Genomic DNA, 26319 nt, shown 5'->3' with positions numbered 1-26319 from the left:
GTGCGCCGGGGGCGCGTGACCCCGGTCACGTTGGCCGGGCAAATCGGACACCATCTTTGTGCACGCGTTCACAAAGACATAGCCTGCTGTCGACGGGGCGGTCCGGGGACATATGACCGCCTACAGCCCCGCTCTACCCGCAGGAGCACCGTGGCAACTGGCCGAACTCACCGACCGGCGACCCGTAGCCGAGGGATTCCCGAGGCCACCGTCGCCAGGCTTCCGCTGTACCTCCGAGCCCTCACCGCGCTCTCCGAGCGTTCGGTGCCCACGGTCTCCTCGGAGGAACTCGCGGCGGCCGCGGGCGTCAACTCCGCGAAACTGCGCAAGGACTTCTCCTACCTCGGCTCCTACGGGACCCGCGGTGTGGGGTACGACGTCGAGTACCTCGTCTACCAGATCTCCCGAGAGCTGGGCCTGACCCAGGACTGGCCCGTGGTGATCGTCGGTATCGGTAACCTCGGCGCCGCCCTCGCGAACTACGGCGGTTTCGCCTCCCGCGGCTTCCGCGTCGCCGCGCTCATCGACGCCGATCCGGCCATGGCCGGCAAGCCGGTCGCCGGTATCCCCGTGCAGCACACCGACGAACTCGAGAAGATCATCGAGGACAACGGCGTGTCCATCGGCGTGATCGCGACGCCCGCCGGCGCCGCCCAGCAGGTCTGCGACCGGCTGGTGGCCGCCGGAGTCACCTCCATCCTCAACTTCGCGCCGACCGTCCTGACCGTTCCGGACGGGGTCGACGTGCGCAAGGTCGACCTCTCCATCGAGCTGCAGATCCTCGCCTTCCACGAGCAGCGCAAGGCCGGCGAGGAGAGCGCCGCCGAGGCCGCGGCCCCGGCCGCCGCCCGCAAGCAGGCCGCCGAGCAGGGACCCGACGGGGACGTACCCGCCGTGATGCCGGCATGAGCGTCCTCGTCGTCGGACTGAGCCACCGCAGCGCCCCGGTCAGCGTGCTGGAGCGGGCCGCGCTGAGCGCGGACGCCCAGGTCAAGCTGCTCCAGGACACCGTCGCCGCCGAACCGGCGAGCGAGGCCGCGGTGCTGGCCACCTGCAACCGCATCGAGCTCTACGCCGACGTGGACAAGTTCCACGCCGGGGTCGCCGAGCTGTCCACGCTGCTCGCCCGGCACAGCGGGGTGGGGCTCGACGAGCTCACCCCGTATCTCTATGTGCACTACGAGGACCGGGCCGTGCACCACCTGTTCTCGGTGGCGTGCGGGCTGGACTCGATGGTCGTCGGCGAGGGCCAGATCCTCGGCCAGATCAAGGACTCCCTGGCCCGCTCGCAGGACATGCACAGCGCGGGCCGGCTGATGAACGACCTGTTCCAGCAGTCCCTCAGGGTCGGCAAGCGCGCCCACTCCGAGACCGGCATCGACCGCGCCGGGCAGTCCCTGGTCACCTTCGGCCTGGAGCAGCTCGCCGCGGGCGCCGACGTCGCCGGCTGGGCACGCGGCCGCCGGGCGCTGGTGATCGGCGCCGGGTCGATGTCCTCGCTGGCCGCGGCCACGCTCGCGCGGGCCGGGGTCGCCGAGGTCGTCGTCGCCAACCGGACCTTCGACCGGGCGGAGCGGCTCGCGCAGATCCTCGGGGAGGCCAAAGACGCCGAAGGCCCGGCCGTGGTGGCCCGGGCGGTACCGATGGAATCGGTGCCGGCCGAGCTGACACGTGCCGACGTCGTCGTCTCCTGTACCGGCGCCACCAGCCTGGTCCTGGACGCCGAGGCCGTCGCCGCCGCCGTCGAGGGCCGCACCGGCGCCCCCGCCGAGCGGATCGCCGCGGACGCCCCGCGCGGGACCGACGTGCGCCGGCCGGCGCCCGCCGAGGAGTCCTGCCCCCTCGACCTGACCGCCGTACAGCCCGGCTTCTCCGTCATGGGCGAGGCAGCGGTCGCCGGGATGGACGCGGCGACGCTGGAGCAGCACGCCGCCTGGGCCGGGGGTTCCGCCGTCCGCCGCGAAGGCGCACGGCGCACACCCGAGGCCGACGCCGAGCTGATCACCGCGCTCGCCGCGACCGCCGCCACCGTCGGCCGTATCCCCGAGCGCCGCAGGCCGGAGCCGGTGGCCGAGCCGCCGCGCCCCGAGCCGGGCCTGTTCCTGCTGGACCTCGCGATGCCGCGGGACATCGACGCCGCCGTGCACCGGCTCGCCGGGGTGCGACTGGTCGACATCGAGTCGCTCGCCGAGGCCTCCGCCGACGCCCCCATGGCGTCCGACGTGGACCAGGTCCGCCGGATCGTCTCCGACGAGGTCGCCGCGTTCGGCGCCGCGCAGCGCGCCGCGCACATCACGCCGACCGTCATCGCCCTGCGCGCCATGGCCGCCGACGTGGTCGCCGGTGAGATCGCGCGGCTGGAGGGCCGGCTGCCCGGCCTCGACGACAGGCACCGGGCGGAGATCACCCAGACCGTGCGGCGCGTCGTCGACAAGCTGCTGCACGCGCCGACCGTACGGGTCAAGCAGCTCGCGGCCGAACCCGGCGGCGCCGGGTACGCGGACGCCCTGCGCACCCTGTTCGACCTCGACCAGGAGACGGTGGCCGCCGTCTTCCGCGCCGAGGACAGCACCACCGACAAGAACCGAGGGCCGGCATGAGTGAGAAGGCACTGAGGCTGGGAACACGGCGCAGCAAACTCGCCATGGCCCAGTCCGGACAGGTGGCCGAGGCCGTGAGCCGGGTGACCGGGCGGCCCGTCGAGCTCGTCGAGATCACCACGTACGGCGACGTCTCGCGCGAGCACCTCGCGCAGATCGGCGGCACGGGTGTGTTCGTCACCGCCCTGCGGGACGCGCTCGTGCGGGGGGAGGTCGACTTCGCGGTGCACTCGCTGAAGGACCTGCCCACCGCGCAGCCCGAGGAGCTCGCGCTCGCCGCGATCCCGCCGCGCGAGGACCCGAGGGACGTGATCGTCGCCCGGGACGCGCGCAAGTTCACCGACCTGCCCCGCGGGGCCAGGATCGGCACCGGTTCGCCGCGCCGCACGGCGCAGCTCAACGCGTACGCCCGCGCCCACGGCCTCGACATCGAGACCGTGCCGATCCGCGGCAACGTCGACACCCGCATCCGGTACGTCCACGACGGGGAGCTCGACGCGGTCGTACTGGCCGCCGCCGGGATGAACCGGATCGGCCGTGCCGAGGAGATCACCGACTTCCTGTCGGTCGACACCGTTCTTCCGGCCCCCGGTCAGGGGGCCCTGGCGATCGAGTGCACCGCTGCTCAAGCGGACCTCATCGCCGCGCTGGGCGAGCTCGACGACCCGTTCACCCGGGCCGCCGTGACCGCCGAGCGGTCCTTGCTCGCGGCCCTCGAGGCCGGCTGCAGCGCCCCCGTGGGCGCACTGGCCGACCTGACGGCCGACGGGCATGTTGTCCAGGAGATGCGCCTGCGCGGCGTCGTCGGCACCACCGACGGCACCTCGCTGGTGCAGCTGTCCACCACCGGTCCCGCGCCCCAGACGCACGAGGCGGCGATGGCGCTCGGTCGCGAACTCGCGGCCGAGATGCTCGCCCAGGGCGCGGCCGGTCTGATGGGGGAGCGAGCACATTGAGCCCCACCACCCTTCCCGCCGGTCCGGAACACGGGCACGTCACCTTCCTCGGTGCCGGACCCGGGGATCCGGGACTACTGACCCTGCGCGCCGTCGAGGCGCTGGCGAACGCGGACGTTCTCGTCGCCGAGCACGAGGTGCTCGACGTCGTACGGACACACGCCAGGCCGGGCGTCGCCGTCGTCGACCCTGACACGCATCCCTCGTCGGATGCCGGTCCGGGCGTGGGCACGCCTCAGCAGACGGCTGTTGACGGCGTGTCAACAACCGCTGGTGCTCCCGCGGTGCGGGATGCGGCACATCTTGTCATGGAGGCCGCGCGGGGCGGCAGGCGGGTCGTGCGTGCGGTGTCCGGGGACCCCGGACTCGACGCGTACGCCGCCGAGGAGATGCTCGCCTGTGCCGCCGCGGGTGTGCCCTTCGAGGTGGTGCCCGGCATCGCGAGCGCCGTCGGCGTACCCGCGTACGCCGGTGTCCCGCTGCGGGACGCGCAGGGCGCGGACGTACGGTTCGTCGACGCCCGTACCGCCTCCGACCGCTGCTGGACCGAGGTCGGCTCCTCCGACGGCACGGTCGTCGTCTCCACGACCCTCGACTCCGTGGCCGCCGCCGCGGGCGAGCTGGTCTCGGCGGGCCGAAAGCCGGACACCTCGCTGACCGTGACGATCGCCGGCACGACGACCCGGCAGCGCACCTGGACCGCCACCCTCGGCACCATCGCGCAGACGCTGAAGCAGGCGAAGGTGCTGCCGTCCCCGGACGGCGGCCGGCCGGTCATAGCCGTGGTCGGGGAGCGCGGCGCCGCCGCCCGGCGCGACCAGCTGTCGTGGTTCGAGTCCAAGCCGCTGTTCGGCTGGAAGATCCTCGTGCCGCGCACCAAGGAGCAGGCCGCCTCGCTCTCCGACCAGCTGCGGTCCTACGGCGCCGTCCCGCACGAGGTGCCGACCATCGCGGTCGAGCCGCCGCGCACGCCCCAGCAGATGGAGCGCGCCGTCAAGGGCCTGGTGACGGGCCGCTACGAGTGGATCGCGTTCACCTCCGTCAACGCGGTGAAGGCGGTCCGCGAGAAGTTCGAGGAGTACGGCCTTGATGCTCGGGCTTTTGCGGGTATCAAGGTGGCTGCGGTGGGTGAGCAGACGGCGAAGGCCCTGATCGCCTTCGGCGTGAAGCCCGACCTGGTGCCCAGCGGCGAGCAGTCGGCCGCGGGCCTGCTGGAGGACTGGCCGCCCTACGACCCGGTCTTCGACCCGATCGACCGTGTCTTCCTGCCGCGTGCCGACATCGCCACCGAGACGCTCGTCGCCGGGCTCATCGAGCTGGGCTGGGAGGTCGACGACGTCACCGCCTACCGGACCGTGCGCGCCTCGCCACCGCCGGCGGAGACGCGTGAGGCGATCAAGGGCGGCGGCTTCGACGCGGTGCTGTTCACCTCGTCCTCCACCGTGCGCAACCTCGTCGGCATCGCTGGCAAGCCGCACAACGTCACCGTCATCGCCTGCATCGGCCCGGCCACGGCCAAGACCGCCGAGGAGCACGGGCTCCGCGTCGACGTCATGGCCCCGGAGCCGTCCGCCCTGAAGCTGGCGGAGGCGCTGGCCGACTTCGGCATGAAGCGGCGCGCTGCCGCGTTGGAGGCGGGTGACCCGGTGACCCGGCCGAGCGAACGCCGCCCGGGTGCGCGTCGGCGTCGCGCGGCGACGTAACCAGGCCGATGCCACCAGGCAGTGCGCCCGGACCCCGCCTTCTCTTGAGTGAGAGAGAGGGCGGGGTCCGGGCGTTTCAGCGACCGCGCGTGCCGGGCAGCGGCGGCAGGAAGGCCGCCCAGGCGGTGGGGGTGAGGGTGAGGCGGGGGCCGTCGGGGTTCTTGGAGTCGCGGACGAGGATGTGGCCGGGGGTGGCGGCGACTTCGACGCAGTCGGGGCCGTCTGCTGTGCTGTGGCTGCTCTTTATCCACTCCAGCCCGGTGGGGGCTTCGGAAGCCTTGGGCGTCATAGTGTCGTCTCTCGGTTGCCTGCGTGGAGCAGGAACGCCGCCCAGGTGCTGGAGGTGAGGGTGAGGCGCGGGCCGTAGGGGTTCTTGGCGGACCGCTGGGGCGTGCGCTCCGGCCCGGTGCCGTGCAAGACGGTGTGGGCGGAACTCGATCTGGCGCCTGATCCCGGGCACTCTCCGTGATCCTTGGAGACCTTCGGAGACCGCCGCCCCGGAGTCCGCGAAACCGTCGACCGGACTTCCGGGCGCCGGGGCGGCGGGCGGTAAAAGACTAAAAACCCCAGGTAAAAACCTACCAACCAACCAAACCTCACCCCGGTCACACGGCTGGGTGAACTTGGCCCGACCGGCTGGCGTGTCGTGGCCCCAGCGTGCACTCTCGGTACAGGCACCACTCACAACTCCACAGCCCCACAAACGAATTCGGCCCCCGCCGGGACTGGCATCCCAGGGCGAGGGCCTGACCAACGAGGAAGCGAACCCTTCCCATGGCTGAGATGAAGCCTAGTCCTGTCGCGCGTCCGAACGAGGAAGTTCGGCGATCCGACACCCCGTCCGGGGTCACACACGTACGGACGTACCAGTCCGGCACCTACACGGTCGTCGGCAACCACCTCGCCCAGCACCACGAGCTGTCGCTGACCGCGATCGGGCTGGCCGCCCACATCTTCTCGCTGCCCGAGGGCTCCCCCGTCGACATCCGCAGCCTCGCCGACCGCTTCCCCGAGGGGCGGGACCGGATCACCTTCGCCCTGCGGGAGCTGGAGACGCACGGCTACCTGGCGCGGGTGCGGGAACGCACGGAGAACGGGCGGCTGTTCATCCGCACCTACGCGCACCACACCCCCGAGGCTGCCGCAGCGCCCCAGGGGCCGGTGGGTCTTCCCGCCGCCCGTTCTCGCGGCAAGAGCGCCGCCGTCCGCCGCTCGGGGGACGACCGGCAGGCACCTCAGGAGGACGACCGAGGCGCGGGCCAGGGCGCGGATCGAGCCGCGCCCCCTGCCCCTGCCCCTGCGGCTCCCGCTCCGGTGGCGAAGGCGCGGGCGGCCCGGCAGGCACCCGTGCCGCCGCCGAGCCGTCCCGCGCAACCGGCCGCCCCGCTCGACGCCCGCCATGACAGAGCCGTCGCCCTCCTCGCGGGCCTCCGCCGTACCGACGACCGCCTCGTCCTCACCCAGCGGGACCTGTCGCGGCTCGCCCCGCTCGTCACGGCATGGTTCGACCGCGGGGCCTCGGCCCTGGTCGTCCACCGGGCGCTGACCGACGACCTGCCACAGGACATGCGGTACCCGGCCGGTGTGCTCGGGTACCGGCTGCGCGAACTGCTGCCCGCGCCTCTGCCTGCGGTCCCCGTCCCGCGTGCCGTGACGGACGACAGCCCTGACGTCCCTCGCCACCCCCACCGCTTCCAGGACTGCGACGGCTGTGACCGTCCCTTCCGCGCTCCGGAGCCCGGCCTGTGCCGCGAGTGTCGGGAACGCGAGGCGGCAGGGGGCGGGGTGCAGCCTCGCGCCGCCTGAGCGCTCCGATGGGTGCGGTGGGTTGAGCGGTTCTTCGGGTGCGGCGCCGTCGTGGCCGGTCGCGCAGTTCCCCGCGCCCCTTTTAGGGGGCGTGCGTGGTCTTTCGGCTGCGGCGGCGGTGTGGCTTGCCGCGCAGTTCCCCGCGCTCCTTCGGGGGCGGTGCCTTGTGCTGCTCAGGTGGGCCGGGCTCCGACGGGCAGTCGGCAAAGGGGGTGCGGGGACGGGCGTAGCGTAGGCCGCATGACGACGTACGGATCCTTCCCCGGCACGCGACCGCGGCGGCTGCGCACCACTCCCGTCATGCGGCGCATGGTCGCCGAGACCCGGCTGCACCCGGCCGACTTCATCCTGCCCGCGTTCGTCCGCGAGGGCGTGAGCGAGCCCGTGCCGATCGCGGCGATGCCCGGGGTCGTGCAGCACACGCGGGACAGCCTGAAGAAGGCCGCCGCCGAGGCCGTGGAGGCGGGGATCTCCGGGATCATGCTGTTCGGCGTGCCGGAGGAGTCGAAGAAGGACGCCCTGGGCACTCCTGGGACCGACCCGGACGGGATCCTCCAGGTGGCGCTGCGGGACGTGCGGGCCGAGGTCGGCGACGACCTTCTCGTGATGTCCGACGTCTGCCTCGACGAGACGACCGATCACGGACACTGCGGCGTGCTCGACGCCGAGGGGCGTGTCGACAACGACGCCACCCTGGAGCGCTACGCCGAGATGGCCCAGGTGCAGGCCGACGCGGGCGCGCACGTGCTCGGGCCCAGCGGCATGATGGACGGCCAGATCGGGGTCATCAGGGACGCCCTGGACGAGATCGGGCGCGAGGACGTGGCGATCCTCGCCTACACCGTCAAGTACGCCTCCGCCTTCTACGGCCCCTTCCGCGAGGCCGTCGGCTCCTCGCTCCAGGGTGACCGCAAGACGTACCAGCAGGACCCCGCCAACGCGCGTGACGCCCTGCGGGAGCTGGCCCTGGACCTGGAGGAGGGCGCCGACATGGTGATGGTCAAGCCCGCCGGTCCCTACCTCGACATCCTCGCGCGCGTCGCCGACGCCGTGGACCTGCCGGTCGCCGCGTACCAGATCTCCGGCGAGTACTCGATGATCGAGGCCGCCGCCGAGAAGGGCTGGATCGACCGCGACCGGGCCATCCTGGAGTCCCTGACCGGCATCAAGCGGGCCGGGGCCAGGAACATCCTCACCTACTGGGCCGTCGAGGCGACCCGGATGATCGCGGCGGAGCGGTAGAGCGCAAGCGCGCAGGCCCGGTGGACCGGTAGCTCCGAGTCCACATCGCGAAAAGGAAGTTGTAGGCGACACGGACTCCCTAGGCTGCGGGCACGAGCCGTACGCGGCGTACCCTCGCAGTCGAAGGAGCCCTGTCATGACCGCCCCCGCGTCCCTCCCGCCTCTCTCGGCGCGCTCCTCGGCGATCGGCGGGTCGCCCGTACGCGACATCCTCGCGGTCACCGCCCGCCCCGAGGTGATCAACTTCGCGGGCGGGCTCCCGGCGCCGGAGCTGTTCGACCGCGAGGGCATCGCCGCCGCGTTCCACGAGGTCCTGGAGCGGACCCCCGCGCAGGCGCTCCAGTACTCCACCACCGAGGGCGAACCCGCACTGCGCGAGGCCCTCGCCGGCCGGATCACCGGTCGGGGCCTGCCCTCGGACGCCGACGACCTGCTCGTCACCACCGGCTCGCAGCAGGCCCTGTCCCTGCTGGCCACGGCCCTGCTGGACCCCGGTGACACCGTCCTGGTCGAGGACCCCTGCTATCTGGCCGCCCTCCAGGTCTTCGGCCTCGCGGGCGCGCGGGTCGTCGGCGTGCCGACGGACGACGACGGCGTCGACCCCCAGGCCCTCGCCGATCTCGTGGTGCGGGAACGCCCCAAGCTGCTCTACACCGTCCCCACCTTCCAGAACCCCACCGGCCGCACCATGCCCGCCGGCCGCCGGGCCGCCGTGGCGGCGGTGGCCGCACGGCACGGACTGTGGATCATCGAGGACGACCCCTACGGTGAGCTGCGCTACGACGGCGAACCCGTGCCCTGGATCGCCTCCTGCGACGGGGCCGCCGACCGTACCGTCCTGCTCGGCTCCTTCTCCAAGATCATGGCCCCCGGGCTGCGGCTCGGCTGGCTGCGCGCCCCGGCCGCGCTCCGCCGGGCCTGCGCTGTCGCCAAGCAGGCCGCCGACCTGCACACCCCGACCCTCAACCAGCTCGTCGCGGCCCGCTACCTCGACGTACTCGACGCGCACGTGGCCACGGTGCGAGCCGTGTACGGAGAGCGCAGGGACGCCATGCTCGCGTCCCTTCCGGCGGCGCTCCCGCAGGGCTCGGTCTGGAACCGGCCCGAGGGCGGCATGTTCCTCTGGGCCCGCCTTCCCGACTCCTACGACACCACCGCCCTGCTCCCCGAGGTGGTCCGGCACGACGTCGCCTACGTCCCCGGCGCGCCCTTCTACGCCTCGCGGCCCGACCGCTCGACCCTGCGCCTGTGCTTCGTGACGCAGACGCCGGACGAGATCGCGGAGGGGCTGCGCAGGCTGGCGAAGGGGCTCGGGGGCGGCGCGTAGGGCGCGGGGGTCAGTCCCACCAGAACACCCAGACGCGCTCGCCGACCAGGCTCTTGGCGTACTCCCGCAGGCCGCCCGAAGCGGTCTGCGTGACGTTGTCCGGGCAGAACGCGTAGTGCTCCGCGGCCAACGCCTCGGCCGCTTCGAGGCCGGCCGGCGGGGCGGCCACGGACACCGTGAGCGTGTCGAAGCCGAGGGCGATCACGCGTATGCCGAAGCGGTCCTCCCAGGAGCGCAGGACCGCGCAGATCCGGGCCACGTCGTTGTCGTGGTTCAGCGGGCCGGTCCAGCCCAGGGCCGCGGGTATGTCGGCGGAGCGGCGGGCCGGGACGAGGGCCAGATGCGGGCTGCCCAGCCACCGGTGGGTGCCGTCGCACAGCGCGTCGGCGACCTGGGCCGCGCACGCGCCCGGCTCTGCCGTCACGCGGGCCGCGGGGGCGAGGCCCGGCCAGTCGGGGCCGAACGGCTCCAACCGGTCGGCGAGATCGTCGTCCCAGTAGTCGTCGTCGCCCTCCCAGTACTCCGCGAGGACGTCCTCGGCGTCGTGGTCCCCGGGGTAGGACACGTCCCCGGGCGCCAACTGCCAGTCCTCCGGTCCTCCTTGGCGGTCCGCCAGGTCGACCAGGACCGGCAGCAGGCCGACTTGGGCCGCCGACCCGCCCAGCGAGGCCCAGTGGCCGGGCCCGGCGGGCGTACCGGCGTGCCACATCAGCGGCTCGGGCCACGGACCGTCGTCCGTCGCGTCGAACAGCCTGCCCGGGGGCAGTTGGAGCCCGAGGGAACGCCCGCTGGGGTCCGCCGCCAGCGCGGGCAGCGGATTGGGAAGAGTCGCCATGCCGGTGACTGTAGGGCCCGGCACTGACAATGCCCGCCGACCTGGGCAGAGGCCGTACGACAGGTGCCGTACAGCAGAGGCCGTACACGCGGGAGCGGCGCGGCGACCGGGGAACACCCGGTCGCCGCGCCGCTCCCGTCGAACTCGCCCGAGGATCAGAGGCGCTCGGGCGTCCTGATGCCCAGCAGGGCCATGCCCTGGTGCAGCGTGCGGGCCGTGACGTCGCACAGGAACAGGCGGTTCTCCACCTGCTCCGGCGTCTCCGCCTTCAGCACCGGGCACTTGTCGTAGAACGACGTGTACAGCGAGGCCAGCTGGTACAGGTACGCCGCCAGCTTGTGCGGGGCATACTCCGCGGCCGCCTCGAAGACCGTGTCCCCGAACGCGTCCAGGTGCAGGCCCAGCGCGCGCTCCGCCTCGTGCAGCTCCAGCTCCGGGTGGGCGGCGGGGCGGACCTCGCCGGCCTTGCGCAGGATGGACTGGATACGGGCGTAGGCGTACTGGAGGTACACGCTGGTGTCGCCGTTGAGCGAGACCATCTGGTCCAGGTCGAACTTGTAGTCGCGGTTCGGCGACGTCGACAGGTCCGCGTACTTCACGGCGCCGATGCCGACCTGCGCGGCCCGCTCCTGGATCTCGGCCTCGGTGAGGTCCTGAGCCTTCTCCCGGACGACCTCCGCCGCGCGCTGCACCGCCTCGTCGAGGAGGTCCTCCAGCCGCACGGTCTCGCCCTCACGCGTCTTGAAGGGCTTGCCGTCCGCGCCGAGCACGGTGCCGTAGCCCATGTTGTGCGCGGTGACGCCGTCGTTCAGCCAGCCCGCCCTGCGGGCCGTCTCGAAGACCATCCGGAAGTGCAGCGACTGGCGTACGTCGACGACGTACAGCAGCGTCGTGGCGTGCAGGTCGAGGACGCGGTTGCGGATCGCGGTCAGGTCGGAGGCCGCGTAGCCGAAGCCGCCGTCGGCCTTCTGCACGATCAGCGGGACCGGCTGGTCGTCCTTGCCGCGGATCTCGTCGAAGAACACCACCAGCGCGCCCTCGGAGCGCACCGCGACACCCGTCTCCTCCAGGAGGCGGGCGGTCTCCGGCATGCCCTCGTTGTACGCGGACTCGCCGACGATCTCCTCGTCGCGGATCTCCATGTCGAGCTTCTCGAAGACGGAGTAGAAGTAGACCTTCGACTCGTCCACGAACTGCTGCCACAGCTCGAGGGTCTCCTTGTCACCGGACTGAAGGGCGACGACCCGCTTGCGGGCCCGCTCCTTGAACTCCTCGTCCGCGTCGAACAGCGCCCGCGAGGCCTTGTACACACGGTTCAGGTTGCTCATCGCCTGCTCGCCGTCGACCTCGGCCGCGGGGGCCAGCTCGCCGGGGTGCTCGAACAGGTACTGGATGAGCATGCCGAACTGGGTGCCCCAGTCGCCGATGTGGTGCCGGCCGATCGTCTTCTCGCCGGTGAAGTCGAGCATGCCGCGCAGGGCGTCGCCGATGACCGCGGAGCGCAGGTGGCCGACGTGCATCTCCTTCGCCACGTTCGGCTGGGCGTAGTCGACGACCGTGATGCCCGCGTTCTCCTTCAGCGGTACGCCGAGGCGGTCGCCGTCCGCGAGGCGCGCGGCGAGGTTCTCGGTGATCGCCCGGTCGGCGACGGTGACGTTGAGGAAGCCGGGGCCGGAGACCTCGACGTCCTTGATCACGGCGCCGGTGACGATGTTGCCGACCACCTGCGTCGCCAGGTCGCGGGGGTTCGCCTTCGCCTTCTTGGCCAGGGCGAGGATGCCGTTGGCCTGGAAGTCGGCCCGGTCGCTTCGTCGCAGCAGCGGGTCGACTCCGTCGGCTTCCGGGAGGGTGGAGGCGAGGGCGTCGGTGAGCTGCTGGTTGACGAGATCTGTGAGCGACTTGACCGAGGTCATGGGTGTGGGTGCCGTTCTCCTCGTGGGCTGGATGGTCCTGGCCAGTATCCCATGGGGGGTAAAGGGGTTTTCGCGACTGCGGGGTGGGGGCTCGGGGGTGGGGTGGGTGTGTGGGTGCGGGTGGGTGGGGGCTGGTCGCGCAGTTCCCCGCGCCCCTGAAAGATCGCGCCGTTTCCCGCGCCTCTAAGAGAGCGTGTCGTTCCTTGCGCCCATCAGAGCTCGCGCAGTTCACCGCGCTCATAAAAGCGGCAGGGGCGCTGGGTGGGCCCCCTAAAATGGAGGGGCGGTCGATCGACCGTGCGGCTGTACCGGAGAAAGAAGGACGTGCCGATCGTGGCTCAGAGCACCGAGACCACCGACTGGGTCTCCCGTTTCGCGGATGAGGTCATCGAGGAGTCGGAGCGTCGGGCCCCGGGCAAACCGGTCGTCGTCGCCTCCGGGCTCTCGCCGTCCGGCCCGATCCACCTCGGCAACCTGCGCGAGGTCATGACCCCGCACCTCGTCGCCGACGAGATCCGCCGCCGGGGCCGCCAGGTGCGCCACCTCATCTCCTGGGACGACTACGACCGCTACCGCAAGGTGCCGGCCGGGGTCGCCGGCGTCGACGAGTCCTGGGCCGAGCACATCGGCAAGCCGCTGACCTCGGTGCCCGCACCGAAGGGCTCGCCGTACGCGAGCTGGGCCGAGCACTTCAAGGCCGCCATGGTCGAGTCGCTGGCCGAGCTCGGCGTCGAGTTCGACGGCATCAGCCAGACCGAGCAGTACACCACCGGCGTGTACCGCGAGCAGGTCCTGCACGCCATGCGCCACCGCGCCGACATCGACGCGATCCTCGACCAGTACCGCACCAAGAAGGCCCCCGCCAAGAAGCAGCAGCAGAAGCCCGTCGACGAGGCCGAGCTGGAGGCCGCAGAGGGCTCCGGCGCCGCGGCCGAGGACGACGGCAGCTCCGGCTCCGCCGGGTACTTCCCGTACAAGCCGTACTGCGGCAACTGCGGCAAGGACCTGACCACCGTCACCTCCTACGAGGACGACACCACCGAGCTGACGTACTCCTGCACGGCGTGCGGCTTCTCCGAGACCGTCCGGCTGAACGAGTTCAACCGCGGCAAGCTGGTCTGGAAGGTCGACTGGCCGATGCGCTGGGCCTACGAGGGCGTGATCTTCGAGCCCAGCGGTGTCGACCACTCCTCGCCCGGGTCGTCGTTCCAGGTCGGCGGACAGATCGTCGGCATCTTCGGCGGCAAGCAGCCGATCGGCCCGATGTACGCCTTCGTCGGCATCTCCGGCATGGCCAAGATGTCCTCGTCCCGCGGCGGCGTGCCCACCCCGGCCGACGCGCTGAAGATCATGGAGCCGCAGCTCCTGCGCTGGCTCTACGCCCGCCGCAGGCCCAACCAGTCCTTCAAGATCGCCTTCGACCAGGAGATCCAGCGGCTCTACGACGAGTGGGACAAGCTCGACGCCAAGGTCGCCGACGGCTCCGTCCTGCCCGCCGACGCCGCCGCGCACGCCCGTGCCGTACGCACCGCCGAGGCCGAGCTGCCCCGCACCGCGCGGCCGATGCCGTACCGGACGCTCGCGTCCGTCGCCGACATCACCGCCGGCCACGAGGACCAGGCCCTGCGCATCCTCTCCGAGCTCGACCCCGAGCAGCCGCTCGCCGCGCTCGACGAGGTACGGCCCCGCTACGACCGCGCCGAGGCGTGGATCAACACCCAGGTGCCCGCCGACCAGCGCACCATCGTGCGCGCCGAACCGGACACCGACCTGCTGAAGTCCCTCGACGAGCAGGGCCGCGCCTCGGTGCGCCTGCTGCTCGACGGACTGGCCGAGCACTGGTCCCTGGACGGGCTGACCCACCTCGTCTACGGCGTGCCCAAGGTCCAGGCCGGGTTCTCCGCGGACGCCACGCCCAAGGAGCTGCCGCCGGAGATCAAGACCGCCCAGCGGACGTTCTTCGCGCTGCTCTACCACCTGCTCGTCGGCCGCGACACCGGGCCGCGACTGCCCACGCTGCTGCTCGCGGTGGGGCAGGAGCGGGTGCGGACCCTGCTCGGGGAGTAGCCGTACCGGCGCACCAGGCACGACGAAGGGGCCCTCGACCGAGGGCCCCTTTCGCTTGTCCGTGGTGCTCACCGCGCCGCCGTCAGGCGATGTGGTCCTCCTCCAGCTCCGCGGCGTGGCGGTTGGTGAAACGGCTGACCAGGCGCTTGGCGTCCTCCGGCGCGAGACCGAGGCCGAACTCGGCCTCCACGTTGTCCATCAGCTCGCGCGGCGTCGGGTAGCTGCCGTTGATCGACTGCTTGAACACCTGGTAGAAGGACTCCTCGTCCGGCTCCGGGCTGCCGCCGCCCTCGCCGAGCTCCCGGGTGCGGCCGGGGCCGACCGGGATCGGGAAGCTGCCCGTCTCCTCCGAGAGGGACTCCAGCGGCGCCTCGGACCGGGGCCCCTCGGGCAGATACTCCTCGGGCAGGTAGTCCTCGGGCGGGAACTCGTCGTACGGCGGATCGAACAGCTCCGGCTCGTAGTCCGGGTCGTAGCCGCCGTGGTACTCGACCGTGCGCGGGTCCCGGGACTGGAGCCACTGGCTGCGGCCGTCCTCGGCCTCCCCGGCCGGCCCGCGCTGCTGCCCGGCGGCGGGCGCGGCCTGGGCCGGGGCGGCCGACGCGGTCAGGGGCGCCTGGGCGACGGGCGCCGCGGAGAGCCGGTGCTGCTGGGAGGCCGCCGGGATGACCATCGGCTCGATGCCGGCGGCGGCGAGGCCCGCGGGGGCGGTCTCGGCGAGGGGGACGCCGTAGCGGGCCAGGCGCAGCGGCATCAGGGACTCGACGGGGGCCTTGCGGCGCCAGGCGCGGCCGTAGCGGGAGCGCAGGCGGGCCTGGTAGACCAGGCGTTCCTGTTCGAGCTTGATGACCTGGTCGTAGGAGCGCAGCTCCCACAGTTTCATGCGGCGCCACAGCAGGAAGGTGGGCAGCGGGCTGAGCAGCCAGCGGGTCAGGCGCACGCCCTCCATGTGCTTGTCGGCGGTGATGTCGGCGATCCGGCCGATGGCGTGGCGGGCGGCCTCGACGGAGATGACGAACAGGATGGGGATCACCGCGTGCATGGCGGTGCCGAGCGGGTCGGGCCAGGCGGCGGCGCCGTTGAAGGCGATCGTCGCGGCGGTCAGCACCCAGGCCGTCTGCCGCAGCAGCGGGAACGGGATACGGATCCAGGTGAGCAGCAGGTCGAGGGCGAGCAGGACGCAGATGCCGGCGTCGATGCCGATCGGGAAGACGTAGGAGAAGTCCCCGAAGCCCTTCTTCACGGCCAGCTCGCGCACGGCCGCGTACGACCCCGCGAAACCGATGGCGGCGATGATCACGGCACCGAAGACCACCACACCGATGAGAACACGGTGCATCCGTGTCAGCTGTATGGGCGCGGCCACCCGTCATCCCCTCCCGCTGCGTGCGCTTGTGCGGGCAACAGAGTGGCACATCTGTGCGGGGAACGGGTGGCCGGTCCCGGGGCCGGCCCACGGGGGCCGGCGCGGACCTCAGCTCTTGCGGGTCGAGGGCTTCTTCGAACTGCCGGACGCGGACGACGACTTGTCGCCGGAGGACGTCCCGGTACCGGAGGCGGAGGTCGCCGAGGAACCGGCGGACTTCGACGCCGTCGCACCCGGGGACTTCGCGGCGCCGGCGCTGTTCGCCTTCGACACCGCCGCCACGGCCTCCCTGGCCGCCCGCTGGGCGTCCTTCATCAGCTCGTCGGCGTCCGGGGCCTTCTCGCCCGCGAGACCGGCGCCGTTGTAGTCGACCGTCACGACGACGTTCTCGACCCGGGCCACGACCGTCTGCTGCTTGAAGGCGCCCTCCTTCTTCTTCAGGTCGTAGCGGATCGCCGTCGCCTCGTCGCCGGTGCCCGCCACCGGGACGGCCTTCACGTTCCGCGCGCCCGTCGCGCCCTTGGCGTCGGCCACCTGGCCGTCGTAGTACTCCTTGGCCAGCTCGTCACCGGGGCCGCGTGTGACGTCCGACTCGAAGCGCAGCAGCGAGACGTTCAGCCAGCGGAACTGGGAGCCCTTGACGCCGTTGTTGTCGAGGCTGTCCCAGGAGCAGCTGCCGCGCGACTCCAGATCGTCCGAACTGCCCTCCTTGCCGGACTTGCCCGCCTCGGGGACCAGCTCCTCCAGCGTCTTCGAGGTCAGGACGTCACACGCCTCCGGCAGCGTCGCGTACGCCGCCGCCTTCACGGTCGGCGACGGGCTCGCGGTGACGCTCGGGGACGCCTCCTTCGCCTTGTCCTCCGAACCGGAGTCGGAGGAGCAGCCTGCGGCCAGCAGTGCCAAGGGGAGGGCGGCCACACCGGCCAGGGCACGGCCCCGTCGCATCACTCGCTGGTCACGGTCGGCTCGCTGTGCTCGTCGCTGCATGGTTCCTTCGCTCATGACGCTCATGGTTCCTGCGGTCGGTTCGGGTCCGAGGGGCCACGGTACGCGGTGAACGACACGGGCCGCCTCGCTTCGGACGCTTCGCGCCGCGGCGCGGCCCGGCCCCACAAGGGGGCTGTCAGGAGAGGGAGTCGGCGAGCCGGGAAGCCAGATTCCTTGCCCTGTCCTGCATTTCCTTGCTGTCCGGCACGACTCCGACGACGGCCGGCTGCTCCTCGTACTCGATGGTCACGATGACGTTCGACGTGCGGAACGCCACAGTCACCGTGCGGCGCTTGGCCGTGGAACCGGAGCTGTTCAGCTCGTCGTCGACGAACGCCTGGTCGCCCAGACCGTCGAGGAGACGGGGCTGGAGGGCGGTGGGGGTGGCCGAGGGGCTCGCGGTGCCGCCGGCGCTCGCGCTCGCGCTGCCGGACGGGGCGACGGAGGCGGTGGGGCTGCCGCTCGGCGACGCGGACGCCGTGGTCCCCGGCGTCGCGGCCGGCTCGGGCAGGTCCGCCGCGGCGACCCTGGCGGCGAACAGGGACTCCGCCTCGGTCTCGTCGCTGACGGAGGAGTCGTACGACACCACGCGCTCGAAGTCGATCAGCAGATGGTCCGTGGCCGCCGCGGACTCCACCTTCCAGCGGCAGCCGACCTTGCGGTCCGTGTCGTAGGTGAGCGTGGCCGTGCCCTCGTACGCCTGCTCGCGCCGCACCTCGTCGGTGATCTCCAGGATGCCGGGCAGCAGCGTGTCGAGGGTGTCCTCGCCGACCACGCCGCACGGCTCGGGCAGGGTGCGGTAGCGGCCGGGTTCGGCGGCCGCGGTGGTCGTGCCGGAGCCCTGGGGGTTGGAGCCGTCCGAGGTGGCGCCGCCCTGGGTGCCGCCGGTGCAGCCGGCCAGCAGCGCCGCGAGGAGGGCGGCGGTACCGGATACGTAAGCCTTCCGCTGCACGGTCCGGCTCCTCTCCGTCGATGTCCTGGCTGCTTAATCGGTTGCCCGGCGGGGGTACGGCCCGCAGACAATGTGTATCGCACGCACTGCCGTGAACGCCGGTCCCCTGCCCCTTTCGTTGACCCTGGCGCCGGTTTTGCGGTTAAAGGCTTCTGTTTGCTTTCCGGGGGAATGAGGACGATATGTCGTACGTCGAGGTGCCGGGCGCGAAGGTACCCATCCGTATGTGGACCGACCCGGCGTCGGTCGAGGACGTCGCCATGCAGCAGCTGCGCAACGTCTCGACGCTGCCGTGGATCAAGGGTCTCGCCGTCATGCCGGACGTCCATTTCGGCAAGGGCGCGACCGTCGGGTCCGTCATCGCCATGCAGGGCGCGGTCTGCCCGGCCGCGGTCGGCGTCGACATCGGCTGCGGGATGTCCGCGGTGAAGACGTCCCTCACGGCCAACGACCTGCCCGGGGATCTGTCCCGCCTGCGCACGAAGATCGAGCAGGCGATCCCGGTGGGCCGCGGCATGCACGACTCCCCGGTCGACCCGGGCCGCTTCCACGGCCTCGCCACCGCTGGGTGGGACGACTTCTGGGGACGGTTCGACGGGGTCGCGGACGCGGTGAAGTTCCGTCAGGAGCGTGCGACGAAGCAGATGGGAACGCTGGGCTCGGGCAACCACCTGATCGAGTTCTGCCTTGATCAGTCGGATTCGGTCTGGCTCATGCTGCACTCCGGTTCCCGCAACATCGGCAAGGAACTGGCCGAGCACCACATCGGGATCGCACAGCGGCTTCCGCACAATCAGGGCCTTGTCGACCGTGATCTCGCGGTGTTCGTCTCGGACACTCCGCAGATGGCCGCCTACCGGCACGACCTGTACTGGGCGCAGGAGTACGCCAAGTACAACCGCGCGATCATGATGGCGCTCCTGAAGGACATCGTCCGCAAGGAGTTCAAGAAGGCGAAGGTGACCTTCGAACCGGAGATCTCCTGCCACCACAACTACGTGGCGGAGGAGCGGTACGAGGGAATGGACCTGCTCGTCACCCGCAAGGGTGCGATCCGCGCGGGCTCCGGCGAGTACGGAATCATCCCGGGCTCGATGGGTACCAGCTCGTACATCGTGAAAGGCCTCGGGAACGAGAAGGCCTTCAACTCTGCTTCGCATGGAGCGGGACGACGGATGAGCCGCAATGCCGCCAAGCGCCGGTTCACCGTGAAGGACCTGGAGGAGCAGACCCGGGGCGTCGAGTGCCGCAAGGACGCCGGAGTTCTGGATGAGATTCCGGCGGCCTACAAGAACATCGACCAGGTGATGGCTCAGCAGCGGGACCTCGTGGAGGTCGTCGCGAAGCTGAAGCAGTTCATCTGTGTGAAGGGCTGACGCAATAGGCCCCGGCCGTTGCCGGGGCCTCTCGTTCGGTCACCGTGCGCCGGGCATCGGTGTCCGGCCGGTGCGGAATCGCCAGAGGCGGAGTTCGCAGCTCTGGACGGTTCGTCCGAGTTCCGCGGCGGCTGCCGTCGGGCTGTTCAGTTCCAGCAGAATCCGGTCCTCCTGGCCGGTCCACCGGCGTCGCGTGCACGCGGCCCTCATCCCGGCGGGACGCGTCCAAGCCGCGAGGGAGCCCGCTGCGGTCAGCTTGCGCTCAAGGGAGAGGCAGCCGGGGTAGTACAGGTCGGCTGCCAGCCCCTGAGCGACCTCCATGGTGTAGAGGATGTTGTAGAGGTCGTCGCGGGCGTTGCGCCTGGGGATGCGCTCTGCGTTCGTCACGTCCCGCGCGTAGTCGCTCAGGTGTGCGGCGACGGCGGTGCTGGCGGTGGTGAGGGAGACGAAGGGAAACCCCTTGCCGGTGAAACCGATGGAGCCGTCCGCGTCGATCAGACCCCGTAGGTAATCGCGCCGAGAGCAGTCTCCGCGCGGTGGTTCGATGGTTTTCGACTTGCGGCCGTACGGCAGGCCGACTTCGTTGAGCCGGGTCCTGGCTTCGAGGGAGCACAGGCTCCATACGGCCGATGTGTGGGTCGCGGCGAAATTGGTGGAGCGAGTGCGCTCGGTGATGCTGCTGTAGTAGGGCGTGAGTTTCTGGAACTCGCGCAGGAGCTCGATGTCCCGAGAGTTGATCTCGACAGTCAGGCGGCCCTTCTGTCCGGTCCCTTTCGCCAGATGCCCGTCCGCCTGCAAGAAGCCGAACATGTACGCGTACTCGGGGACCGTGAGGTCCATGAACGGGTGAGCGATAGGCTCGCATTCAGCCACAGGAAGTGCCTCTTCCATGCTGGTCAGGCCCTTGCCGGGGATGGCAGTCCCCGGCAAGGGCCATCGAATGTGTGGTGTGACGCGAGCGTAGATCGGCAGTTCGGCTGCCGTTCGGGTGATCGAGAGTGATCACCCTTATGGACTAACCAGCGGGCTCCAGGAGGCCCTTGCGGAGGGTTCGGCGCAGGGTGGGGGCGTCCAGGTTCAGGGCCTCGGTGACGTAGGCGTCCATCGAGCCGTAGCGGGTTGTCATGGCGGTGAGGAACAGGGTCATGACCTCCGCGGGGGCGCGGCCGAAGGCGGGCCAGGCGGGGGTGCGGCCCTCGTTGCGGGCGGACCAGTCCGCGAGGAGGGCCGGGGTGGCCCGGTCGGTGAGGGTGAAGTCCTCGACGACGGTCTCGGCGGGGACGCCCAGGAGGGTCAGGACCAGTGCGGCGATCTGGCCCGTGCGGTCCTTGCCGGAGGCGCAGTGGAAGGCGAGTGGTTCGCCCGAACTCGCCGCCTGGGAGACGAGGTTCAGGACCTGTGCGATCTCCCGGGTGCCGTCCTCGGCCACCTCCATGAAGCGGGCCGACAGATACGGGCCGGGTGCCACCTCCGGGCCCAGCGACGGCTGGTCGTACGGGCGGTGCTCGATGCTCAGGTTGTGGTACGCGAAGGAGGGGTCGGCCGGTACGCGGCCCCTGTTGTCGATCTCCCAGGGGTAGCGCAGGTCGATCACCGTGCGGATGCCCAGGGCGAGGAAGCGGTCCCAGTCGGGGGTGTCCGGCCTCAACTTGCCCAGGGAGTCCGCGCGGTAGAGGCGGCCGCGGCGGACGCGCAGGCCGTCCGTCGTCGAATAGCCGCCCAGGTCGCGGAAGTTGGCCAGGGACTCGAAGGGTATGTGTCTGTCCATCGATGGGGACGGTAGGCCCTGGGAGCCCCGGAGGTCACGCCAGCTCGCGGTGGACCTTGGTGTTGGAGGCCTGGGCGCGGGGGCGGACGACGAGCAGGTCGATGTTGACGTGGCTGGGCCGGGTGACGGCCCAGGTGATGGTGTCGGCGACGTCGTCGGCGGTGAGCGGGGCGGCGACGCCCGCGTAGACCTTGTCCGCCTTCTCCTGGTCGCCGCCGAAGCGGGTGAGGGCGAACTCGTCGGTCTTCACCATGCCGGGGGCGACCTCGATCACCCGGACCGGACGGCCGACGATCTCCAGGCGCAGCGTCTCAGCGAGGACGTGCTCGCCGTGCTTGGCGGCGACATAGCCCGCGCCGCCCTCGTAGGTGCCGTGGCCCGCGGTGGAGGAGACCACGACGACCGTGCCGTCGCCGCTCGCCTCCAGCTTGGGCAGCAGGGCCTGGGTGATGTTGAGGGTGCCGATGACGTTGGTCTCGTACATCGTGCGCCAGTCGGCGGGGTCGCCGGTGGCGACGGGGTCGGCGCCGAGCGCCCCGCCCGCGTTGTTGACCAGCACGCCGATCGTCTTGAAGGCCGTGGCGAACTCGTCGACCGCCGCGCGGTCCGTCACGTCCAGCTGGTACGCCGTCGCGGAGCCGCCCGCCGTGGTGATCTCCTCGGCGAGGGCCTCGATGCGGTCCTTGCGGCGCGCGGTCAGTACGACGCGGTAGCCGGCCGCGGCGAGCTGTCGGGCGGTCGCGGCGCCGATGCCGCCGCTCGCACCGGTGACCACGGCGATGCGGGAGGCGGCGGAGGGGGCGGCGGTGGCCATGGGACTGCTCCTCGGGCTGGCGTTGGTACGACCGGGCTCCCGCCAGGATAGGTGGCGGCCGCAGCCGTACGGCGGGTGGTCAGCCGTTGCGCGGGGCCCACATGATCACGGCCATGCCGACGAGGCAGATCGCCGCGCCGCCGATGTCCCAGCGGTCGGGGCGGTAGCCGTCGGCGACCATGCCCCAGGCGATGGACCCGGCGACGAAGATTCCGCCGTACGCGGCGAGGATGCGGCCGAAGTGGGCGTCGGGCTGGAAGGTGGCGACGAAGCCGTAGGCGCCGAGGGCGAGGACGCCGCCGGTGATCCACAGCCAGCCGCGGTGTTCGCGCAGGCCCTGCCAGATCAGCCAGGCTCCGCCGATCTCGAAGAGGGCGGCGACGACGAAGAGGGCGGCGGACCGGGCGACGAGCATGGCCTCAGCTTGGCATGGCGTGCGGGTGTCACCTGATGGAGGGCGCCTGCCGGTGCGCGGGTCGTGGGATGCACAGCGGTGCGGACCGGGTGCGCGCCGAGGGCCCGGTGAGGTCTGGAGGGCTGGTGGACGGCATGCGCAGGGCGGTGCGGAGGCTGGTCGTGTGCGGTGCGGTGCCGGCGGTCGCCGGCGCGGCGGGGGTGGTGGGTGCCCCGGGGGCCGGTGCGGCGGGGCCGCGGGGCGGGTGGCCGGAGGCTGATCTGGCGTATCACAGGTCCGCGGTGATGGTGGACGGGTGGATGCGGGTGCGGTTCGCCGTGGGCGACCACGGGCCCGACGAGGTGCCGGAGGCGACCGTACGGCTGCGGTGGTCGGTGCCGCCGGCCGACCGGCAGGAGTTGCCTGCGGGGTGTGCGCGGGCGGTGGTGTGCCGGACGGGGGCGCTGCCGGCGGACGGGCCGGGGGAGCTGGGCGTGCGGCTGCTCGGGGTGCCGTCGGAGGCGGTGCTGGAGCTGGACACGGTGTGGGGCGGTGGCGCGGTGAACCGCAACCGGGAGAACGACCGGCAGCGGGTGCTGGTGCTCGACACCGGGGACACGTACTTCTTCTGAGGGCTTCGGGGATGAGGGGCTTCGGGGCTTGTGTCCGGCGGGGACGTGCGCGCTTCCTCGCGCTTCCTGAGGCGAGGGGGCGCGGTTCAGGCGGCCGGTGTGTCCGTGTCGTAGCGCTCGCGGGCCTTGTGGACCTCGTCGAAATTGGTCTCGGCCCAGTCCTTCACCGCGGTGAGCAGGAGCGCGAGGCTGCTGCCGAGGGTGGTGAGCTCGTAGTCGACGCGGACGGGGACGGACGGGGTCACGGTGCGGGTGACGATGCCGTCGCGTTCGAGGGTGCGCAGGGTCTGGGTGAGCATCTTGGGGCTGACCCCGGCGATCTTGCGGCTGAGGTCGCTGTAGCGCATGGGGTGGGCGGCGAGCGCGGAGACGACCAGGCTGACCCACTTGTCGCTGATGCGGTCGAGGAGCTGGTTGGTGGGGCACGCCTTGATGAACGCGTCGTACTCGGCCCGGGCCTGTTCGCGTCGCTGGGCCGCCGTCTGGGTCGCCATGGCTCTCCTCGGGGTGCGGTAGGCACCTTCAGGTAACTACTTACCGAAAGAGAGTAACTCTTCCTAGGGTTGTGGTCACGGGGCGAACGGCCCCGCAAGTGACCTAGAAACGGGGAGAGTTGAGATGCGTGCTGTGGTCGTGACGGAGTTCGGCGGTCCCGAGGCCGTGCGGGTCGTGGACGCGGCGGTGCCCGAGCCGGGGGCGCGGCAGGTGCGGATCAAGGTGGCGGCGGCCGCGCTGAACCCGGTCGACGCCGGGGTGCGCTCGGGCGTCTTCGGCGGGACCGGGGCGCTCGGGCTGGGCTGGGACGTGGCCGGCACGGTCGACGCGGTCGGCGAGGGCGCGGCGTGGCGGGTGGGCGAGGAGGTCGTGGCGCTGGTCTACGGCACGGCGAAGCCGCTGGGGACGCACGCGGAGTACGTCGTCGTGGACGCGGGCGCGGTGGCGGCGGCGCCGGCTTCGGCCGACGCGGTGCACGCGGCGACGCTGCCGCTGAACGCGCTGACGGCCGCGCAGGCGCTGGATCTGCTGGGGCTGCGGCCGGGGCAGTCGCTGCTGGTGACGGGTGCCGCGGGCGCGGTCGGCGGTTACGCGGTGCAGCTCGCCGCGCATCAGGGGTTCGCCGTGACCGGGCTGGCCCGTGCGGGCGACGAGGAGCTGGTGCGATCGCTGGGTGCGTCGGCGTTCGTCACCGACGGGGTGGCCGGCGGCTTCGACGCGGTGCTGGACGCGGCGGTGCTGGGTGAGCGGGCGCTGGCCTGGGTCCGGGACGAGGGGGCGTACGCGGGGGTGATTCCGCACGCCGAGCCGGCCTCGGTGCGGGGGGTGCGGACGGCGGCGGTCGAGGTGAGTGCGGACGGGGGCCGGCTGGGGGAGCTGGCGCGGCTGCTGGACGAGGGGGTGCTGTCGACGCGTGTCGCGGAGGTGTTCGCGCTGGGGGACGTGGTCAAGGCGCATGTGCGGTTGGCCGAGGGAGGGGTGCGGGGGCGGCTGGTTCTGGTGCCGTGAGGGTTGCGGGGTGTTCCGTGGGGTGGGGCGTCCGCCCGTACCTGTGGGGTGCGGGTGGGGGTTCTCGGTGGGTGCGGGTCGTGTGGGGCTGGTCGCGCAGTTCCCCGCGCCCCTCAAGGCCTGCGCAGTTCCCCGCGCCCCTAAGGACCTGCGCAGTTCCCCGCGCCCCTGGAAGACTGCGCAGTTCCCCGCGCCCCTTACGGGGCGTGTGGTTCCCTGCGGCCCTTGCGGGGTCGGGGTCGGGGTCGGGTGGAGGCGTGGAATAACCGTGCCGTGGTGGCCGTTCAGCGGTATAGTTCAACGCTCAACTACTTGGAGGGTGGCCATGCAGTTCGGGATCTTCACCGTCGGTGATGTCACTCCGGACCCGACGACCGGGCGTACGCCGAGCGAGCGGGAGCGGATCAAGGCCATGGTCGCCATCGCCCTGAAGGCGGAAGAGGTGGGCCTCGACGTCTTCGCCACGGGTGAGCACCACAACCGGCCGTTCGTGCCGTCGTCGCCGACGACGATGCTCGGCTATGTGGCCGCGCGGACCGAGAAGCTGATCCTCTCCACCTCCACCACGCTGATCACCACCAACGACCCGGTGAAGATCGCCGAGGACTACGCGATGCTCCAGCACCTGGCCGACGGCCGGGTGGACCTGATGATGGGGCGCGGCAACACCGGCCCGGTCTACCCCTGGTTCGGCAAGGACATCCGTGACGGCATCGACCTGGCGATCGAGAACTACGCGCTGCTGCGCCGGCTGTGGCGCGAGGACGTCGTGAACTGGGAGGGCAAGCACCGCACGCCGCTCCAGGGCTTCACGTCCACGCCGCGCCCGCTGGACGGCGTACCGCCGTTCGTCTGGCACGGGTCGATCCGCTCGCCGGAGATCGCCGAGCAGGCCGCGTACTACGGCGACGGCTTCTTCCACAACAACATCTTCTGGACGGCGGATCACACCAAACGGATGATCGAGCTGTACCGCGCCCGGTACGCCCACTACGGCCACGGTACGGCCGAGCAGGCGATCGTCGGGCTCGGCGGGCAGGTGTTCATGCGGAAGAACTCCCAGGACGCGGTACGGGAGTTCCGGCCGTACTTCGACAACGCGCCGGTCTACGGGCACGGGCCCTCCCTGGAGGACTTCACCGACCAGACCCCGCTGACCGTCGGCTCGCCGCAGCAGGTGATCGAGAGGACGCTGGGCTTCCGCGAGTACGCCGGTGACTACCAGCGCCAGCTGTTCCTGATGGACCACGCGGGGCTGCCGCTGAAGACCGTGCTGGAGCAGCTCGACCTGCTGGGCGAGGAGGTCGTGCCGGTGCTGCGCAAGGAGTTCGCCGCGGGGCGGCCCGCGGACGTGCCGGACGCGCCCACCCACGCCTCGCTGCTGGCGGCCGAGGCCGCTGCTGCCGCCCAGGACGAGAAGGAGGTCGTCGCATGAAGCTCGTCGTCGTCTCCGCGGGACTGAGCGTCCCGTCCTCCACCCGGCTGCTCGCCGACCGGCTGGCCGCCGCGGTGGACCGGCGGGAGCCGGCCGAGGTGGAGGTCGTGGAGCTGCGCGAGCTCGCCGTGGAGATCGCGCACCACCTCACCAACGGCTTCCCGGGCCGCGCGCTGCGCGCCGCGCTCGACGCCGTGGCCGGGGCGGACGGACTGGTCGTCGTCACGCCCGTGTTCTCGGCCTCGTACAGCGGGCTGTTCAAGTCCTTCTTCGACGTCCTCGACAAGGACGCGCTCACCGGCAAGCCGGTGCTGATCGCCGCGACCGGCGGCACCGCCCGGCACTCGCTGGTGCTGGAGCACGCGCTGCGGCCCCTGTTCGCCTACCTGCGGGCCGTGGTCGTGCCGACCGGGGTGTACGCCGCCTCGGAGGACTGGGGCGCCGAGGGGCTCCAGGAGCGGATCGACCGGGCCGCCGGTGAACTGGCCGCGCTGATGAGCGGGCTCGGGGCGCGGCGGCCGGAGCCGAAGGACGAGTTCGCCGTGGTGCCCTTCGAGCAGCGGCTCGCGGGGCTGCGGCCCACCGGGTGAGCGAACGGTAAGAAGCGCGGGTCAGCGGGCCGGGGCCGCTCGTCGGCACAGGT

At 71.8% G+C, this 26319-nt stretch carries 24 protein-coding genes; 13 read left to right on the top strand and 11 right to left on the bottom strand.

The annotated features are described in order from the left end of the window. Positions 1–150 precede the first annotated feature (150 nt). The 4 genes from ACFYR0_RS26610 to ACFYR0_RS26595 are packed head-to-tail and all read left to right on the top strand — an operon-like array spanning position 151 to position 5259. Positions 151–909, top strand: a complete 759-nt coding sequence (locus tag ACFYR0_RS26610) for a redox-sensing transcriptional repressor Rex (RefSeq protein WP_389333010.1) — start codon at positions 151–153, stop codon at positions 907–909. Beyond that, the gene (locus ACFYR0_RS26605) at positions 906–2600 is read left to right on the top strand and encodes a glutamyl-tRNA reductase (RefSeq protein ID WP_389333007.1); all 1695 of its coding nucleotides are present in this window, start codon (positions 906–908) and stop codon (positions 2598–2600) included. The genes ACFYR0_RS26610 and ACFYR0_RS26605 overlap by 4 nt, the downstream gene beginning before the upstream one ends. Then, positions 2597–3556 carry a hydroxymethylbilane synthase gene (gene hemC, locus ACFYR0_RS26600; protein ID WP_389333003.1) on the top strand — a complete coding sequence of 320 codons (960 nt, stop codon included), beginning with the start codon at positions 2597–2599 and terminating at the stop codon, positions 3554–3556. Before ACFYR0_RS26605 ends, hemC begins: the two co-directional genes overlap by 4 nt. Continuing rightward, complete coding sequence (locus tag ACFYR0_RS26595; RefSeq protein ID WP_389333000.1) at positions 3553–5259, top strand: uroporphyrinogen-III synthase; 1707 nt, start codon at positions 3553–3555, stop codon at positions 5257–5259. The genes hemC and ACFYR0_RS26595 overlap by 4 nt, the downstream gene beginning before the upstream one ends. A gap of 76 nt (positions 5260–5335) precedes the next feature. Here ACFYR0_RS26595 and ACFYR0_RS26590 read toward each other — a convergent pair whose 3' ends face one another. Then, positions 5336–5548: a DUF397 domain-containing protein gene (locus ACFYR0_RS26590; RefSeq protein ID WP_389332997.1), complete on the bottom strand. Its 213-nt coding sequence runs from the start codon at positions 5546–5548 to the stop codon at positions 5336–5338. 485 nt (positions 5549–6033) lie between these two features. On the opposite strand from ACFYR0_RS26590, the gene ACFYR0_RS26585 reads away from it, so the two are divergent. From ACFYR0_RS26585 to ACFYR0_RS26575, 3 genes are all read left to right on the top strand, one after another. Further along, positions 6034–7065, top strand: coding sequence for a helix-turn-helix domain-containing protein (locus ACFYR0_RS26585; protein ID WP_389332994.1), 1032 nt, complete (start codon positions 6034–6036; stop codon positions 7063–7065). 240 nt (positions 7066–7305) lie between these two features. After that, positions 7306–8307, top strand: coding sequence for a porphobilinogen synthase (gene hemB / locus ACFYR0_RS26580; protein WP_389332991.1), 1002 nt, complete (start codon positions 7306–7308; stop codon positions 8305–8307). Between the two features lie 136 nt (positions 8308–8443). After that, positions 8444–9634, top strand: a complete 1191-nt coding sequence (locus ACFYR0_RS26575; protein WP_389332988.1) for a PLP-dependent aminotransferase family protein — start codon at positions 8444–8446, stop codon at positions 9632–9634. A gap of 10 nt (positions 9635–9644) precedes the next feature. On the opposite strand, the gene ACFYR0_RS26570 is transcribed toward ACFYR0_RS26575, so the two are convergent. Both ACFYR0_RS26570 and argS read right to left on the bottom strand, forming a co-directional pair. Then, positions 9645–10469 carry a DUF4253 domain-containing protein gene (locus ACFYR0_RS26570; protein ID WP_389332985.1) on the bottom strand — a complete coding sequence of 275 codons (825 nt, stop codon included), beginning with the start codon at positions 10467–10469 and terminating at the stop codon, positions 9645–9647. 155 nt (positions 10470–10624) lie between these two features. Further along, positions 10625–12382 carry an arginine--tRNA ligase gene (argS, locus tag ACFYR0_RS26565; RefSeq protein WP_389332982.1) on the bottom strand — a complete coding sequence of 586 codons (1758 nt, stop codon included), beginning with the start codon at positions 12380–12382 and terminating at the stop codon, positions 10625–10627. A gap of 324 nt (positions 12383–12706) precedes the next feature. On the opposite strand from argS, the gene lysS reads away from it, so the two are divergent. After that, positions 12707–14449: a lysine--tRNA ligase gene (lysS, locus tag ACFYR0_RS26560; protein ID WP_389332979.1), complete on the top strand. Its 1743-nt coding sequence runs from the start codon at positions 12707–12709 to the stop codon at positions 14447–14449. Between the two features lie 82 nt (positions 14450–14531). Here the strand turns inward: lysS and ACFYR0_RS26555 are convergent, their stop codons facing one another. From ACFYR0_RS26555 to ACFYR0_RS26545, 3 genes are all read right to left on the bottom strand, one after another. After that, the gene (locus ACFYR0_RS26555; protein ID WP_389332976.1) at positions 14532–15788 is read right to left on the bottom strand and encodes a DUF2637 domain-containing protein; all 1257 of its coding nucleotides are present in this window, start codon (positions 15786–15788) and stop codon (positions 14532–14534) included. Positions 15789–15923: 135 nt separating this feature from the next. Next, positions 15924–16817, bottom strand: coding sequence for a DUF3558 family protein (locus ACFYR0_RS26550; protein WP_389332973.1), 894 nt, complete (start codon positions 16815–16817; stop codon positions 15924–15926). 121 nt (positions 16818–16938) lie between these two features. Further along, positions 16939–17754, bottom strand: a complete 816-nt coding sequence (locus tag ACFYR0_RS26545; RefSeq protein WP_389332970.1) for a DUF3558 domain-containing protein — start codon at positions 17752–17754, stop codon at positions 16939–16941. A 182-nt stretch (positions 17755–17936) separates the two neighbouring features. Here ACFYR0_RS26545 and ACFYR0_RS26540 point away from each other — a divergent pair, with 182 nt between their 5' ends. Next, positions 17937–19130: an RtcB family protein gene (locus ACFYR0_RS26540; RefSeq protein WP_389332967.1), complete on the top strand. Its 1194-nt coding sequence runs from the start codon at positions 17937–17939 to the stop codon at positions 19128–19130. Positions 19131–19169: 39 nt separating this feature from the next. Here ACFYR0_RS26540 and ACFYR0_RS26535 read toward each other — a convergent pair whose 3' ends face one another. The 4 genes from ACFYR0_RS26535 to ACFYR0_RS26520 all read right to left on the bottom strand — a co-directional run bounded on the left by ACFYR0_RS26535 (position 19170) and on the right by ACFYR0_RS26520 (position 22127). Continuing rightward, complete coding sequence (locus ACFYR0_RS26535) at positions 19170–20021, bottom strand: LAGLIDADG family homing endonuclease (RefSeq protein ID WP_389332964.1); 852 nt, start codon at positions 20019–20021, stop codon at positions 19170–19172. A 124-nt stretch (positions 20022–20145) separates the two neighbouring features. Beyond that, entirely contained in the window at positions 20146–20898 is a 753-nt protein-coding gene (locus ACFYR0_RS26530; RefSeq protein ID WP_389332961.1) for a tyrosine-protein phosphatase, read from the bottom strand. A gap of 34 nt (positions 20899–20932) precedes the next feature. Beyond that, complete coding sequence (locus tag ACFYR0_RS26525; RefSeq protein WP_389332958.1) at positions 20933–21712, bottom strand: SDR family NAD(P)-dependent oxidoreductase; 780 nt, start codon at positions 21710–21712, stop codon at positions 20933–20935. A 79-nt stretch (positions 21713–21791) separates the two neighbouring features. After that, positions 21792–22127 (bottom strand): YnfA family protein, encoded by a 336-nt coding sequence (locus tag ACFYR0_RS26520; RefSeq protein ID WP_389332955.1) that lies wholly within the window; start codon positions 22125–22127, stop codon positions 21792–21794. 284 nt (positions 22128–22411) lie between these two features. Here ACFYR0_RS26520 and ACFYR0_RS26515 point away from each other — a divergent pair, with 284 nt between their 5' ends. Continuing rightward, a complete protein-coding gene (locus ACFYR0_RS26515; protein ID WP_389332952.1) occupies positions 22412–22738 on the top strand; it encodes a hypothetical protein in 327 nt (108 codons plus the stop codon). An 86-nt stretch (positions 22739–22824) separates the two neighbouring features. Here the strand turns inward: ACFYR0_RS26515 and ACFYR0_RS26510 are convergent, their stop codons facing one another. After that, positions 22825–23232 carry a winged helix-turn-helix transcriptional regulator gene (locus tag ACFYR0_RS26510; RefSeq protein ID WP_389332949.1) on the bottom strand — a complete coding sequence of 136 codons (408 nt, stop codon included), beginning with the start codon at positions 23230–23232 and terminating at the stop codon, positions 22825–22827. A 124-nt stretch (positions 23233–23356) separates the two neighbouring features. Between ACFYR0_RS26510 and ACFYR0_RS26505 the strand changes: the two genes are divergently transcribed. From ACFYR0_RS26505 to ACFYR0_RS26495, 3 genes are all read left to right on the top strand, one after another. Beyond that, positions 23357–24241 carry an NADP-dependent oxidoreductase gene (locus tag ACFYR0_RS26505; RefSeq protein WP_389332946.1) on the top strand — a complete coding sequence of 295 codons (885 nt, stop codon included), beginning with the start codon at positions 23357–23359 and terminating at the stop codon, positions 24239–24241. A gap of 325 nt (positions 24242–24566) precedes the next feature. Next, on the top strand, positions 24567–25676 hold the full coding sequence (locus ACFYR0_RS26500) for an LLM class flavin-dependent oxidoreductase (RefSeq protein ID WP_389332943.1): 1110 nt from the start codon (positions 24567–24569) through the stop codon (positions 25674–25676). Next, entirely contained in the window at positions 25673–26266 is a 594-nt protein-coding gene (locus tag ACFYR0_RS26495) for an FMN reductase (RefSeq protein ID WP_389332940.1), read from the top strand. The genes ACFYR0_RS26500 and ACFYR0_RS26495 overlap by 4 nt, the downstream gene beginning before the upstream one ends. Positions 26267–26319: the final 53 nt, after the last annotated feature.

Source organism: Streptomyces sp. NPDC005017 (genome assembly GCF_042873115.1).
GTDB lineage: Bacteria > Actinomycetota > Actinomycetes > Streptomycetales > Streptomycetaceae > Streptomyces.
Note: the sequence above shows the minus strand (reverse complement) of the source record. Positions and strands in the feature narration are given on the sequence as shown.